The sequence below is a fragment of the Pseudomonas sp. SHLD1 genome, from assembly GCF_028640935.1.
Taxonomy (GTDB): Bacteria; Pseudomonadota; Gammaproteobacteria; order Pseudomonadales; family Pseudomonadaceae; genus Chryseomonas; species Chryseomonas aestiva.
Map to the genome: position 1 here is coordinate 211829 of NZ_JAQZAD010000015.1, position 14426 is coordinate 226254.

The following is a 14426-nucleotide window of genomic DNA, read 5'->3' on the forward strand; positions in this document are numbered from 1 at the left end:
TCAGACAAAGCCTAGTCCTTGGCCCAGTAGCGCTGGTCTTCCAGCACCCGGTTCTCCAGTTGCAGGCGCTCGGGCAATTCCTCCTTGAGGAAGTCGATCCAGGTCTTGATCTTGGCGTCGAGAAAGCGCCGCGAGGGATAGAGCGCATGGATGTTGCGCTCGCGCAGGCGGAAGTTGGGCAGCAGCCGCACCAGGCTGCCATCGCGCAGGTAGTTGACCGCGATGTAGCTGGGCAGCAGGCAGATGCCCATGCCCTGGCGGGCCACGCTGGCCAGGGCCTCGGCGACGTTGACCTGGAAGACATAGCGCGGCGCGACCTGCTGCTCGCCGTCCTCGCCGGCGAAGACCCAGCGTTCGGAGAAGTTCGGATCCATCAGGCGCAGGCAGTCGTGCTCGGCAAGATCGGCGGGCACCTTGGGCGCCGGACGCTGCGCCAGGTAGCTGGGCGCCGCGCAGACCACGCTGTAGACGCCGCCGAGACGCTGGGCGACGAAATCCGAATCGGCCAGTTCGGTATCCAGGGTGATGGCGATGTCATGCCCATCCTCCAGCAGCGCCGAATGGTTCTGCGAGAGCGTCATGACGATCTCGACATGGGGATAGCGCGCGCAGAAGCGTGACACCAGGGGCGCCAGCAACTGGGTGCCCAGGCCGGTCATGGAATGCAGCCGCAGATGGCCATGGGGCTTGAGATGGGCGCCGCTGGCTTCGGCTTCGGCTTCGCCGACGTCCTGCAGGATGCGTCGGCAGCGTTCGAGGTAGCGCTCGCCTGCCTCGGTCAGCGCCAGGCGCCGGGTGGTGCGGTGCAGCAGCCGGGTCTGCAGGTGGCTTTCCAGTTCCGCCAGCAGGCGCGACACCTGGGCGGTAGACAGGGCGAGGGTGTGGGCGGCAGCCGTGAGACTCCCCAGATCCACCACCCGGACGAAGATGCGCATGCCTTGGAAAATATCCATTATTGCCTTTTTCGCAATGGAGTTTCGTCAAGCCGTCACTTTATTGAAAAAGTCGCACGCACGATAGTGGTGCGGTGAGCTGCTGTGGATTCGACATTCTGACCGCGCGAATCCTTCCCTCCGGCAGTGGCTCCTTGGATAGCTCCTTGCGGCCTTCTGGCAGATGTCTCCCCTGGAGACCTCCGCCAGAAGGCCGTTTTTTTTGCCCTACCGCTTCGTTCATCGCCCCTCACGGCCCGGCTCGCGAATGCGATAGCTGGCGATGTACAGCGCCGGCAGGAACAGCAGGGTCAACAGGGTCGCCGCGACGATGCCGCCGATCATGGCGTAGGCCATGGGCCCCCAGAACACCTCACGGGCGATGGGAATCATGCCCAGGCTGGCCGCCGCGGCGGTCAGCAGGATCGGCCGGCGGCGGTGCCGGGTGGCTTCCACCACGGCGTCCCAGGGCGAGCGACCGGCCTGTTCGAAGGCGTCGATCTGGGTCACCAGGATCACCGAGTTGCGGATGATGATGCCGATCAGCGCCAGCACCCCGAGGATGGCGACGAAGCCCAGCGGCTGACCGAAGGGGATCAGGCCCAGCACCACGCCGATCAGACCGAGGGGCGCCACGCTCGCCACCAGGAACAGCTTGCGGATGCTGTGCAGCTGGATCATCAGGAAGGTGGCCATGAGGAACAGCATCAGCGGCACCACCTCGGCGATCGGGCCCTGGGCCTTGCTGCTCTCCTCCACCGTCCCACCCACCGCCACCTGGTAGCGCGGCGGCAGCTTGGCGATGAAGGCATCCACGTCCGGTTGCAGCTGCTTGACCAGATCCGGCGCCTGGATCTCGCTGAGGATCGAGGCCTTGAGGGTAATGGTGGGCAGCCGATCGCGGCGCCACACCAGCGGCTGCTCCAGGGCGTAGTCGATACGGGCGAAAGCCTTGAGCGGTACCGCGACGCCCTGGGGCGTCATGATCTGCAGATTCTCCAGGGTTTCCACCGAGCGCCGCTCGGCCTCGCTGGCCCGCGCCACCACATTGACCAGGTAGATGTCGTCGCGTACCTGGGTCACCGGGGTACCGGTCACCACGCCATTGAGGATCTGCGCCACGTTCTGGGAGGAGAAGCCCAGCTGCCGCGCCTTGTCCTGGTTGACCTCGACCTTGAGCATCCGCGCCGGCTCGTTCCAGTCGTAGAGGAAGTCGCCCAGCTGGGGACTCTTGCCCAGCACACTGGCCAGCGCCAGCGCCTGGCGGCGTACCTCGGCGACGTCGGGGCCACTGATGCGGTACTGGATCGGCCGACCCACCGGCGGACCCATCTCCAGCGGCTGGACGTAGCCGGACAGGCCGACGAAGTCCTGGCGCAGCCGCTGCTTGAGCTTGGGCAGCAGGCGATTGCGCGCCTCCAGGTCCTTGGCCACCAGGATCACCTGGCCATAGAAGGGATTCTCCAGCTGCTGGTCCAGCGGCAGATAGAAGCGCACCGCGCCCTGGCCGACATAGGAACTCCAGTGGGCCACGTCCGGATCGTCGGCCAGGGTTTTCTCGAATCTGTCCATCTGCGCGCGGGTGGCGTCGAGGGAGGCGTTCTGCGGCAGGTTGAAGTCGATCAGCAGTTCGGGTCGATCCGAGGACGGGAAGAACTGGTTCTGCACGAACTTCATGGCGAACAGCGCCGCGGCGAACAGCAGCACCGTGAGGCCGATGGTCAGCCAGCGATGGCGCATGGCGCCCAGCAACAGGCCGTCAGACCAGCGAGCCAGGCGGCCGGGCTGGTCGTGGTCCTTCTGCTTCACCTTCTTCGGCAGGATGTGCACGCCGATCACCGGCGAAAAGAACACCGCGACGATCCAGGACAAGAGCAGCGCCACGGCGATCACCGCGAACAGGGTGAAGGTGTACTGGCCGGCGCTGCTGGAGTTGAGCCCGATGGGCACGAAGCCGGCCACCGTCACCAGGGTGCCGGTGAGCATGGGAAAGGCGGTCGACTCGTAGGCGAAGGTCGCCGAGCGGTGCAGCGACTCGCCCTCCTCGCGCTTGGTCACCATCATCTCCACGGTGATCATGGCGTCGTCCACCAGCAGACCGAGGGCGATGATCAGGGCGCCCAGGGAGATCCGCTGCATGGTGATGCCGCTGTACTCCATGAAGACGAACACCAGCGCCAGGGTCAGGGGGATCGACAGCGCCACCACCAGGCCGGCGCGCACGCCGAGACTGATGAAGCTCACCACCAGCACGATGATGACCGCCTCGAACAGCGCCCGGGTAAAGCCGCCGACGGCCTTTTCCACCACCTGCGCCTGGTTGGAGACCACGTGCACGCCGATGCCCACTGGCAGGTCGGCCGTCAGCTCCTGCATCTTTTCGGTAAGCGCCTTGCCAAAGGTCTGGATATTGCCGCCGCTGCTCATGGCGATGGCCAGGCCAATGGCCGGCTGGCCGTTGTAGCGAAACAGCGAACTGGGCGGATCGGCGTAGCCACTGCGGATGTCGGCCAGGTCGGTGAGCCGATAGAAGCGGTCGTCGATGCGCAGATTGACGGCGGCCAGGTCGGCGGTGGAGCGGAATTCGCCACTGGTGCGCACGCTGATGCGCTCGGCGCCGGATTCGATGGTCCCCGAGGGGGTCACCGCATTCTGCTGTTGCAGACTCTGCATCACCTGGCGCTGGTCGATGCCCAGGGCCGCCAGCTTGCGGGTGGAGAAGTCCAGGTAGATGACCTCGTTCTCCGCGCCGATCAGCTGCACCTTGCCGATGCCCGGCACGCTACGGATCTCGCGGCGCACCTGCTCTACCTGGTCGCGCAGCTGGCGCATGCTGAAGCCGTCGCCGGTGAAGGCATAGATGCTGCCGAAGACGTCGCCGAATTCGTCGTTGAAGGCCGGTCCCTGGATGCCCTGGGGGAATTCGCCCTGGATGTCCGAGACCTTCTTGCGCACCTGGTACCAGATGTCGGGAATCGCCTTGGCCGGCGTGGTGTCACGCAGATAGACGAATACCGTGGACTGGCCCGGTCGGGTGAAGCTCTTGGTGTAGTCCAGCGAATCCAGCTCTTCGAGCTTCTTTTCCACCCGCTCGGTGACCTGGCGCAGGGTCTCCTCGGTGGTCGCCCCCGGCCAGCGGGTCTGGATGACCATGGTCTTGATGGCAAAGGACGGGTCTTCCTCGCGCCCCAGCTTCATGTAGGAGAAGACGCCCATCAGCAGGGCGACGAACATCAGGTACCAGACGAAAGACTGGTGGCGCAGCGCCCAGTCCGACAGGTTGAAGCCTTTCATGGCCGAGCGCCCTCCTGATCCTTCACCCGCTGTCCCTCCTCGAGACTGTTCACCCCTGCCGTCACCACCCGCTCACCCGCCTTCAGGCCGTTGCCGATCCACGCCAGGCCAGCGGCCTCGCGCAGCACCTCGACCTGACGCTGGCGCACCTGCGCCTGCTCGCCCTGGCCTGTCACCACCCAGACCAGGGTCTGGCCATTCTGGCGCCGCAGCGCCTGGATCGGCAGCGGCAGGCCCGCGGCCGGTGGCGACTCCAGCTCGCCCTGCACCAGGCTGCCGATGCGCAGCGCGGCTGGCGGCTCATCCAGGGTCAGGCGCACCCGCCGGGTACGGGTGGTGGCATCGGCCTGGGGCTCGATCTCGCGCACCCGGCCCTGCACCGCCACCTCGGGATCCAGGGCCATGCGCACGGTCAGGACGCGCCCCGGGGTCAGCTGGCCGATGGCCTGGGCCGGCAGATCCAGGACCGCCTCGCGAACATCCGGCCGGGCGACCCGCACCACCGGCTGACCGGCGGACACCACCTGGCCGACTTCGGCCTGCCAGGCGGTGATCACCCCGTCGAAATCACTCTGGAGTTCGGCATAGTTGCGCTGGTCGCGAGCCTGGCGCTCGGCGCTCTGGGCCTGCTCGCGGGAGGCTTCCAGGGTATGCAGCCGGGTCAGCGCCTGGTCCAGCTGGGAGCGCGAGCCGACCCCCTGGTCGAACAGCTGCTGCTGGCGCCGCGCATCGTTGCGCGCATCGCGCCACTGGGCGTCGGCATCGGCGGTCTGGCCCTGGCGGCTGCGCAGGGCATTGTCCTGATCGGTGGGGTCCAGCGCCGCCAGCAACTGGCCACGCCGCACCGGCTGACCCACGTCCAGCAGCCGGCGGGTCATGCGGCCGCCGACGCGAAAGCCCAGCACGCTCTCGTAGCGCGCCTGGATGCTGCCGGCGAAGACTTCGCGCCCGGGCGGCGGGGCACTGAGGGTCAGGGTCGCCACCGGCCGGATCGGCGGCGGCGGGGCCTCGTCGTCGGAACAGCCGGCCAGGACCAGCAGCAGGCAGAGCGGCAGCAGAGGCTTCATGGCCGCACCTCGTTGAAGGCGGAGCGCTCGGCGAGCTCGACCTTCTGCCCGGGACTGAGCGCCTGGCCACCGGCGACCACGATGCGGTCACCGGCCTTGAGCCCGTCGCTGACGATGATGCTGTCACGGGTGTAGCGCTCGATGCGCAGCGGCTGCAGGCTGACCCGGCCATCGTCATTGAGGCGCCAGGCGGCGGGCTGTTCGGTGGTGCCATTCAGCGCCGTCCAGGGCAAGGCGAAGCCCTGCTCGGCCACGCCCTCCAGTTGGGCGTTGACCACCGCGCCCAGGGTCATGGCCGCTGGCGGTCGATCGAGTTGCACCTTGATGCGCACCGTGCCGCTGCTGGCCACCGTTGGCGCGATTTCGCGCAGGGTGCCCCGGGTCGCGATCGCCGGTTGCGCCTGCAGGATGACGGGCAGGGTCTGGCCGACCTTGAGTTCGCGGGCCAGGGATTCGTAGAGATCGAAGACGGCGTCGAGCTCGCCACTCACCGCCAGATCGAAGATCGCCGCCCCGGCCTGTACCACCTGCCCGGCTTCGGCATGGCGGGCGGTCAGCACCCCAGCGGCGCTGGCGCGCAGTTCGGTGTAGCCGAGTTGCTTGCGGGCATCGTCGCGCTGGGCCATGGCGGTCTGCAGAGCGCTGCGCGCGCCATCGAGGGTGGCCTGGGCCTGGTCGTACTGACTGCGACTGGTGTAGCCCTTGGGCAGTAGCGCAGCCTGGCGCTCGAAGTCCACCCGTGCCAGCCGCGTACGGGCTTCCTGGGCCTCCACCTGGGCCTGGGCTGCGGCCAGGTTGTTGCGTAGATCCTGGGGATCCAGCCGGGCCAGCACCTGGCCCTCGCGCACGCGATCACCGACGTCCGCCAGCCGTTCGCTGATCTTGCCACTCACCCGAAAGCCGAGCGGCGCCTGGACACGTGCCTGGATATCGCCGGTGAAGGGGATGCGCTGGCTATCCCGTATCGGACTCAGCTGCGCCACCACCACCCGTGCCAGTTCCTCGGTGGGGGGTTGCTCCTGGGAGCAGCCCGGTAACAGCGTTACCAGGGTCAGAGCAGCCGTTACCTGGCAGAGGCGAGCAAGGCGGAGAGCCCTCATGATTGTCCTTGTTGGTGGAAGAGGCGCGATCTGCGAACTGACCACGCGCGCCGCAGGGGGTTCGTCTGACGAATTGTCAGGTGCCTGACGCCACTTGGGAAGCGCTACACCGAGGGCCAGGTGCAAACGCCTGCTACCGGAGCGGCGACTTACCCACAAATGTTCACAAATGCCCTGGAACCCGGCATTCCGGGCGGCAGTCAACTGAGACGTGCGCTGTGGACCTGTCCGTCTGCAGCTGATGCCCGCCGCTCTTCCGCTGCGGGCCCCATCGGATACACAGGTTCATTTCGACGAGGCCGAACTCATGAAAAAGCTGCTGATCACCTCTACCGCTGCTGTGATGCTGTCGATGGCCACGGGTGTCTTCGCGGCTGATCCCTCCAAGAGCGCCACGGCCGTCAATGGCGCCGCCACCACCGAGGTGCCGGGCAAGACTACCGTCAAAGGGGGTGCCGACGGCGCTGCCGAGGTGCCCTTCAAGAGCGACAAGCCCAACAAGGTCGACGCCCGCAACCAGAACAACATGCAGTAACCGCCCACCCCTGGCGGTAACGAAAAGCCCCGGCATCCGGGGCTTTTTACTGTCCGCTGTCCAGACGGCAGACAAAACAAACCCCGCCGAAGCGGGGTCTGTGGAAACTGTGCAGCTGCCGGGCTTAGCGCCAGAACGGCTTGTGCATTTCCTGGTAGCGCTGGGCCTCGGTGATACCGGCGTCAGCCAGCATACGGGTATCTAGACGGGCCAGTTCATTGCGGCTGGCGATGCGACGCTGCCAGGTGGACAGGGTGGAGATAACGCGCAGGGCAGCGGGAACACGAGTGCTGGGCTTGGCGTTGTACAGCGAGGAACTGAAGGTGCGTTCCATGGTGGCTTTCCTTCCCGCTTGTGACGGGTACTGGTCATCGAATGGCGCCATTGTCTCGCCGGACGAGTGCTACCACCAGTAACAGTACAGGGAAAGGATCGCGGATCACCTTGCACACAATTGCAACTGTACTGCTGCAATTTGGGTCATTCTGTAACGCATTGCACCATTGCAGTGCAAAATTTGGTTACCCGAGGGAACATCGCGAAGATAAGAGCTGTACAGTTGGCCGCCAGCCAACAAAACAGGAGTGCTGTTCTACCTGTTACCGCACCTGCTGTCCAGCCTGGAAATGCCTTCGTGCTCCAGAAAGGAGCGCTCCCGACGCCTGGCGACGTCGGAAGCTTCTCGCGATCAACGTGCGGCGGCAGCCAGATTCGGCGTGGCGGGCTGGCGACGGCCGACCCAGGTGCCGATGGCCACGACCACCAGTGCCAGCAGACCGGTCGCCAGGATCTCGAAGCGATGAGCGTCGCTGAACAGCATCACGGTCAGGGCGCCGACGATGAAGACGATCACCGCCCAGGTCAGCCAGGGGAACAGCCACATGCGGAATTCCAGGTGCTCGCCGCGAGCCATCAGCTTGCGTCTCAGGCGCAGCTGGGTCACGGCGATCACCAGGTAGACCAGCAGGGCCACGGCGCCGGAGGTGGACAGCAGGAAGCTGAACACCGCCTCGGGCATGGTGTAGTTGGCGATGGTGGTGAGGAAGCCCACCGCCGTGCTGGCCAGCACCGCGGCCCGCGGTACACCGCTGCTGGAGGCGCGCCCCAGCTTGGCCGGGGCATCGCCACGGCGAGCCAGGGAATAGAGCATGCGCGACGCGGTATAGAGCGCCGAGTTCAGGCAGCTGGCCACGGCGACCAGCACCACGCAGTCGACGATCAGCTTGGCGTTGGGGATCGACAGGATCTCCAGGGCACGCTGATAGGAACCCACCAGCGGCAGCTGGGCATCGTTCCAGGGCACCATGGACACCACCAGGAAGATGGAGACCAGATAGAACAGCGCGATCCGCCAGATCACCGAGTTGGTGGCCCTGCTGATCTGCCGCGACGGGTCCTTGGACTCGGCAGCGGCGATGGTGACGATCTCGGTCCCCATGAAGCTGAACATGGTGGTCAGCAGGGCGCCCAGCACCGCGCCGAAGCCATTGGGCATGAAGCCGCCGGTATGGGCCATCAGGTTGCTCAGGCCACTGACCTCGCGACCCGGCAGGGCGCCGACCAGGGCTGCCGCGCCCAGGGCGATGAAGGCGACGATGGCGATGACCTTGAGCAGGGCGAACCAGAATTCGAACTCGCCGTACTTGGCGACGCTGAACAGGTTGGTCACGGTCAGGATGCCGGTGATGATCAGGGCGAACTGCCAGGTGGCGATCGCCGGGAACCAGGCACTGAGGATGGCCGCGGCGGCCACCGCCTCCAGCGGAATCACCAGCACCCAGAACCACCAGTACAGCCAGCCGATGGTAAAGCCGGCCCAGCGACCGATGCCCTGCTGCGCATAAGAAGAAAAGGAACCGGTATCGGGCGAGGCGACGGCCATTTCACCCAGCATGCGCATGACCAGCACCACCAGGGTGCCAGCCAGGGCATAGGCCAGCAGTACGGCCGGACCGGCCGCGGCGATGGCATGACCGGAGCCGACGAACAGACCGGCACCGATTACCCCGGCAATGGACAACATGGTCACATGGCGCGGTTTGAGCGCCGGAGAAAGGTTGCATTCTACGTTGGACATAAGGTGTTACCTGACAACGGAAAGCCTCCCAAGTGCAACTTGCGCGCCATCCCCGCTGAAATCGGCACAAAATGACCTCAAAGGGTGCAATGCCTCGCGGAAAGCGGCGAAAAAGCGGCGTTCCACCGAGCTATCGCGCTAACCATCTGATGTGCAAAGTGATTTCTTTTAAGCGCGCAAGTCCGATCGGCTTGCTTCGTTAGGTATCACCTTGTGCAACTTGCACTCTTATGGTGCTCGCAAAGGTGGAACCTTAGGTAACTCAGGCGGGACCTGAGTACCAGCACCCCGCTCCGCGCGGCCGGAAATGCCGCCCACGCCGGAAAGATCGTCGTGCCTGGAACGTCGCGACCGGTTGTCGTCGCACCAGGATCACCCGAGGCCGCGCCCTGCACGCTTTTTACTTCGCGACGGGAGCGAGGGAACTTGCCGGGCTGCGTGGCCTCTGCACACCTGCGACAAAATGTAACCGCGGCCAGTGGATATTGGTAATATTCCAACATATTAGCTAGCTAACCATAAGCCCTGCGGTTTCACGTCGGGCACCTGATGAGACCCCGACCATGTCCGCAGACGATTCCGTCCCGGCCCGCCGCGACTTCCTGCGCAAGTCCCTGAGCCTGATTCCCGTGGTTGCCCTGGCGGGCGGTGCCCCCGCGGGCCTGGCCCTCGCCGCGCCCACCCCGGAAAGCAAGCCGGGCAGCAGTCCGCGCGCCGACCACTATCAACCGGTGTTCTTCACCGCCGAGGAATGGGCCTTCGTGCAGGCCGCGGTGGCCCGGCTGATTCCAGCGGACGAACTCGGCCCGGGCGCGCTGGAAGCCGGCGCGCCGGAATTCATCGACCGGCAGATGCAGACCGCCTATGCCCGCGGCGGCCTCTGGTACATGCAGGGTCCCTTCGCCGTCGATGCCGCACCGGAGATGGGCTACCAGAGTCGCCTGGTACCCCAGGACCTCTATCGACTGGGCATCGCCGCGGTGGATCGCTGGACCCGTCAGCAGCACGGCAAGGTCTTCGCCGAGCTGGCACCCGCCGAGCAGGACGCGGCCCTCGAGGCCCTGGAAGGCGGTGACGCCGCGCTCGAGGGCATACCGGCCAGGCTGTTCTTCGCCCAGCTGCTGCAGAACACCAAGGAGGGCTTCTATTGCGATCCGCTGCATGGCGGCAACAAGCAGCTGGTCGGCTGGAAGCTGGTGAATTTTCCCGGCGCCCGCGCCGACTTCATGGACTGGGTGGAGCGCGACGAGCGCTATCCGCTGCCGCCGGTCTCCATTCGCGGGGAGCGCGGTTGATGGCCAAGGTATTGCCCAGCAAGCAGGTAGTGATCGTCGGTTTCGGCTGGACCGGCGCCATCATGGCCAAGGAACTGACGGAGGCCGGTCTGGACGTGGTGGCCCTGGAACGCGGCAGCTACCGCGACACCTATCCCGACGGCTCCTACCCACAGGTGATTGACGAACTCACCTACAGCATCCGCAAGAAGCTGTTCGTCGATGTCTCCAAGGAAACCGTCACCATCCGCCACAGCGTCAACGACGTCGCCCTGCCCAACCGCCAGCTCGGTGTCTTCCTGCCCGGCGATGGCGTGGGCGGCGCCGGCCTGCACTGGTCGGGGGTGCACTTCCGCGTCGATCCGGTGGAGTTGCGCCTGCGCAGTCACTATGAAGAGCGCTACGGCAGGAAATTCATCCCCGACGGCATGACCATCCAGGACTTCGGCGTCAGCTACAGCGAGCTGGAGCCCTACTTCGACTTCGCCGAAAAGGTCTTTGGCACCTCGGGCACCGCCTGGAGCGTCAAGGGCCAGGTCGTAGGCGACGGCAAGGGCGGCAACCCCTATGCCGCGGATCGCTCCAGCGACTTCCCATTGCCGGCGCAAAAGAACACCGTCTCGGCGCAACTGTTCGAAAAGGCCGCGCGGGACGTGGGCTATCACCCCTACAACCTGCCCTCGGCCAACACCTCGGGGCCCTACACCAATCCCTATGGATGCCAGATGGGCCCCTGCAACTTCTGCGGCTACTGCAGCGGCTACGTCTGCTACATGTATTCCAAGGCCTCGCCGAATCTCAATATCCTGCCGGTGCTCAAGCAGGAGCCGCGCTTCGAGTTGCGCAGCCAGGCCCATGTGCTCAGGGTCAATCTCGACAGCACCGGCAAGAAGGCCACCGGGGTGACCTACCTGGATGCCCAGGGCCAGGAGCTGGAGCAGCCAGCCGACATCGTCATCCTCGCCGCCTTCCAGTTCAACAACGTGCGCCTGCTGCTGCTGTCGGGCATCGGCCAGCCCTATGATCCCAAGACCGGCGAGGGTGTGGTCGGGCGCAACTTCGCCTACCAGAACATGGCCACCATCAAGGCCTTCTTCCGCCAGGACCAGCACCACACCAATCCCTTCATCGGCGCCGGTGGCAATGGCGTGGCGGTGGACGACTTCAACGCCGACAACTTCGACCACGGTCCGCACGGCTTCGTCGGCGGCTCGCCCATGTGGGTCAACCAGGCCGGCACCCGGCCCATCGCCGGGGCGGCCAATCCGCCCGGCACGCCGCAGTGGGGCAGCGCCTGGAAAAAGGCCCAGGCCGGCTACTACAACCATCAGCTGTCGATGGACGCCCACGGTGCGCACCAGTCCTATCGCGACAACTACCTGGACCTGGACCCCACCTACCGTGACGCCTATGGCCAGCCGCTGCTGCGCATGACCTTCGACTGGAAGGACAACGACATCCGCATGACCCGCTTCATGGCCGCCAAGATGAAGAAGATCGCCGAGGCCATGAGCCCCGAGCACATCAGCGTCTCGGTCAAGGACTTCGGCGGTCACTTCAACACAGCCAGCTACCAAACCACCCACCTCAACGGTGGCGCCATCATGGGCACCGATCCCAAGACCAGCGCGGTCAATCGCTACCTGCAGAGCTGGGACGTGCACAACGTCTTCGTGCCGGGCGCCTCGGCCTTCCCGCAGGGTCTGGGCTACAACCCCACCGGCCTGGTGGCGGCCCTGACCTACTGGTCGGCGCGGGCCATCCGCGAGCAGTACCTGAAGAATCCAGGCCCGCTGGTGCAGGCATGAGAGGCGCGCCCATGATCTTCCGTACCCTCGCGACCCTGCTGCTGGGCGCCGGCCTGACGCTGACGGCCCAGGCCGCCGAAGACGCCGATCCGGCGCTGGTCAAGCAAGGCGAATACCTGGCCCGGGCCGGCGACTGCGTGGCCTGCCACACGGCGCCGGGCGGCCAGCCCTTCGCCGGCGGCCTGCCCATGCAGACGCCCATCGGCACCCTCTATTCCACCAACATCACCCCGGATCGGCAGACCGGCATCGGCGCCTACAGCTATGCCGACTTCGATGCCGCCATCCGCCAGGGTATCGCCAAGGAGGGTCATACCCTCTATCCGGCCATGCCCTACCCCTCCTATGCCCGGGTCAGCGAGGGCGACATGCGCGCCCTCTATGCCTACTTCATGCACGGCGTGGCGCCGGTCGAGCAGGCCAATCGCGATAGCGACATCCCCTGGCCGCTGTCCATGCGCTGGCCCCTGGCGATCTGGCGCCAGCTGTTCGCGCCCGAGGTGGTGCAATTCCAGCCGGCCCCGGACCAGGACCCGGTGGTGGCTCGCGGCGCCTACCTGGTGGAAGGCCTCGGCCACTGCGGCGCCTGCCACACGCCACGCGCCTTCACCATGCAGGAAAAGGCCCTCTCGCCCGCCGATGGCAAGGATTTCCTGGCCGGCAGCGCGCCCCTGGAAGGCTGGATCGCCAAGAATCTGCGCGGCGACCAGCGCGACGGCCTGGGTCGCTGGAGCGAAGCGCAGCTGGTGCAATTCCTCAAGACCGGGCGCTCCGCCGACAGCGCCGTGTTCGGCGGCATGACCGAGGTGGTGCAGCACAGCCTGCAGTACCTGAGCGACGCCGATCTGCAGGCCATCGCCCGTTACCTCAAGACCCTGCCGGCCAGGGATCCGCACGATGCGCCCTTCCAGGCCGACGGGCGTGCCGCCGCGGCGCTCTGGCGCGGCGATGACAGCGCTCGTGGCGCCCAGGTCTATGTGGACAACTGCGCCGCCTGCCACCGCACCGATGGCCAGGGTTACGACCGGGTGTTCCCGGCACTGGCCGGCAATCCGGTGCTGCGTACCGCGGATGCCAGTTCGCTGATCAACATCGTGCTCAAGGGCGGCACCCTGCCCGGCCTGCACACCGCGCCGTCGATGATCGTCATGCCGCCCTTCGGCTGGCGCCTGAACGATGCCCAGGTGGCCGACGTGGTCAGCTTCATCCGCGCCAGTTGGGGCAACGACGCCGCCCCGGTCAGCGCCGCCGAGGTCGCCAAGTGGCGTACCGACGACAACCGCACCACCTCGGGCGATGACCTGGGCCAGGCCTTTGGTCATGGTCAGCCAGAGCCGCGCGAAGCGGGTCGATAGCGGTCGCGTCAGCGGCGCAACCAGGCCGGATCGACCGCGGCGAACACCTCATCCAGCCACTCGACCCAGGCGCGTACCCGCGGTGAGGTCTGGCTGGCCAGGGGGTAGACCGCCGCCAGCGGCAAGTCCGGCGGTGGCTGGTCGGGCAGGACTTCGCACAGCCGGCCGGCCGCCAGGTCCGCTGCCACGTGATAGCGCGGCACCTGGATCAGGCCCAGCCCGGCCAGGGCGGCACCGACATAGACGTCGGCGCCGCTGAGGGTCAGGCGTCCGGGTTGATCCAGGCAGTGCAGCTCACCCTCGCGCCGGAATTCGAAGGGCAGCCGACGACCGCTGCGCTGGGAGCGATAATGCACCAGCTGGTGCTGGGCGAGGTCCGCGAGGCTGTCCGGCCGGCCCTGGTGCGCCAGATAGTCCGGACTGGCACAGGTCACCTGCACCAGCTCGCCCAGCGCCTGGGCGGCCAGGCCCTCGTCGAGCAGGGGTCCACTGCGCAGCACGCAGTCGATGCCCTCGCCGATCACGTCCACCGGTCGATCATCGGCGCTGACGACCAGCTCCAGCTCCGGATAGCGGCGGCAGAAGTCCGGCAGCCCCGGAATCACCAGCGCCCGCCCCAGGGCACCGGGCAGATCGACGCGCAGTCGACCGCGTGGCTGGCGCCGTCGCTGGCTGAAGGCGCCCTCGATATCGTCCAGCTCGGCCAGCCAGCCGACGCAGCGCTCGTAGTAGGCGGCGCCGTCCAGGGTCGGGCTGACCCGGCGGGTGGTGCGATGCAGCAGCGTTACTCCCAGATGGGCTTCCAGCTGCTGCACCAGCAGGGTCGCCATTGCGGGTGACAGGCCGAGATCGGCGGCGGCACGGCTGAAGGAGCGGCGCTCGACGATACGCACGAAGCCGCGCATGGCTGTCAATCGGTCCAAGATTCTTCAATCCCATCGAATACTGCCTGTCTTGATAGCAGCTTTGTTCACAGGCTCTCAA

11 protein-coding genes are annotated in these 14426 nt (G+C 66.4%); 4 read left to right on the forward strand and 7 right to left on the reverse strand.

All coding sequences use genetic code 11. The features are described 5' to 3' along the window. Positions 1 to 11: 11 nt before the first annotated feature. The 4 genes from PVZ77_RS13205 to PVZ77_RS13220 all read right to left on the reverse strand — a co-directional run bounded on the left by PVZ77_RS13205 (position 12) and on the right by PVZ77_RS13220 (position 6393). Positions 12 to 953, reverse strand: coding sequence for a LysR family transcriptional regulator (locus PVZ77_RS13205; protein WP_273806922.1), 942 nt, complete (start codon positions 951 to 953; stop codon positions 12 to 14). 219 nt (positions 954 to 1172) lie between these two features. Then, positions 1173 to 4226: an efflux RND transporter permease subunit gene (locus PVZ77_RS13210; RefSeq protein WP_273806923.1), complete on the reverse strand. Its 3054-nt coding sequence runs from the start codon at positions 4224 to 4226 to the stop codon at positions 1173 to 1175. After that, positions 4223 to 5293 carry an efflux RND transporter periplasmic adaptor subunit gene (locus PVZ77_RS13215; RefSeq protein ID WP_273806924.1) on the reverse strand — a complete coding sequence of 357 codons (1071 nt, stop codon included), beginning with the start codon at positions 5291 to 5293 and terminating at the stop codon, positions 4223 to 4225. Before PVZ77_RS13215 ends, PVZ77_RS13210 begins: the two co-directional genes overlap by 4 nt. Continuing rightward, the gene (locus tag PVZ77_RS13220; RefSeq protein ID WP_273806925.1) at positions 5290 to 6393 is read right to left on the reverse strand and encodes an efflux RND transporter periplasmic adaptor subunit; all 1104 of its coding nucleotides are present in this window, start codon (positions 6391 to 6393) and stop codon (positions 5290 to 5292) included. Before PVZ77_RS13220 ends, PVZ77_RS13215 begins: the two co-directional genes overlap by 4 nt. 307 nt (positions 6394 to 6700) lie before the next feature. Between PVZ77_RS13220 and PVZ77_RS13225 the strand changes: the two genes are divergently transcribed. Beyond that, positions 6701 to 6928, forward strand: a complete 228-nt coding sequence (locus PVZ77_RS13225) for a hypothetical protein (protein WP_273806926.1) — start codon at positions 6701 to 6703, stop codon at positions 6926 to 6928. Positions 6929 to 7052: 124 nt separating this feature from the next. Here the strand turns inward: PVZ77_RS13225 and PVZ77_RS13230 are convergent, their stop codons facing one another. Together PVZ77_RS13230 and gabP are read right to left on the reverse strand one after the other, a co-directional pair. Then, positions 7053 to 7262 carry a DUF1127 domain-containing protein gene (locus tag PVZ77_RS13230; protein ID WP_133860393.1) on the reverse strand — a complete coding sequence of 70 codons (210 nt, stop codon included), beginning with the start codon at positions 7260 to 7262 and terminating at the stop codon, positions 7053 to 7055. Positions 7263 to 7616: 354 nt separating this feature from the next. Further along, the gene (gabP, locus tag PVZ77_RS13235; RefSeq protein ID WP_273806927.1) at positions 7617 to 9005 is read right to left on the reverse strand and encodes a GABA permease; all 1389 of its coding nucleotides are present in this window, start codon (positions 9003 to 9005) and stop codon (positions 7617 to 7619) included. 563 nt (positions 9006 to 9568) lie between these two features. On the opposite strand from gabP, the gene PVZ77_RS13240 reads away from it, so the two are divergent. Genes PVZ77_RS13240 through PVZ77_RS13250 form a run of 3 tightly spaced genes read left to right on the forward strand, consistent with a single transcriptional unit; the run spans position 9569 to position 13442 of the window. Beyond that, positions 9569 to 10300 (forward strand): gluconate 2-dehydrogenase subunit 3 family protein, encoded by a 732-nt coding sequence (locus PVZ77_RS13240; protein WP_273806928.1) that lies wholly within the window; start codon positions 9569 to 9571, stop codon positions 10298 to 10300. Next, the gene (locus tag PVZ77_RS13245) at positions 10300 to 12087 is read left to right on the forward strand and encodes a GMC family oxidoreductase (RefSeq protein WP_273806929.1); all 1788 of its coding nucleotides are present in this window, start codon (positions 10300 to 10302) and stop codon (positions 12085 to 12087) included. Before PVZ77_RS13240 ends, PVZ77_RS13245 begins: the two co-directional genes overlap by 1 nt. Before the next feature lie 11 nt (positions 12088 to 12098). After that, entirely contained in the window at positions 12099 to 13442 is a 1344-nt protein-coding gene (locus PVZ77_RS13250) for a c-type cytochrome (protein WP_273806930.1), read from the forward strand. Positions 13443 to 13450: 8 nt separating this feature from the next. On the opposite strand, the gene PVZ77_RS13255 is transcribed toward PVZ77_RS13250, so the two are convergent. Continuing rightward, on the reverse strand, positions 13451 to 14365 hold the full coding sequence (locus PVZ77_RS13255; protein WP_273806931.1) for a LysR family transcriptional regulator: 915 nt from the start codon (positions 14363 to 14365) through the stop codon (positions 13451 to 13453). Positions 14366 to 14426 lie beyond the last annotated feature (61 nt).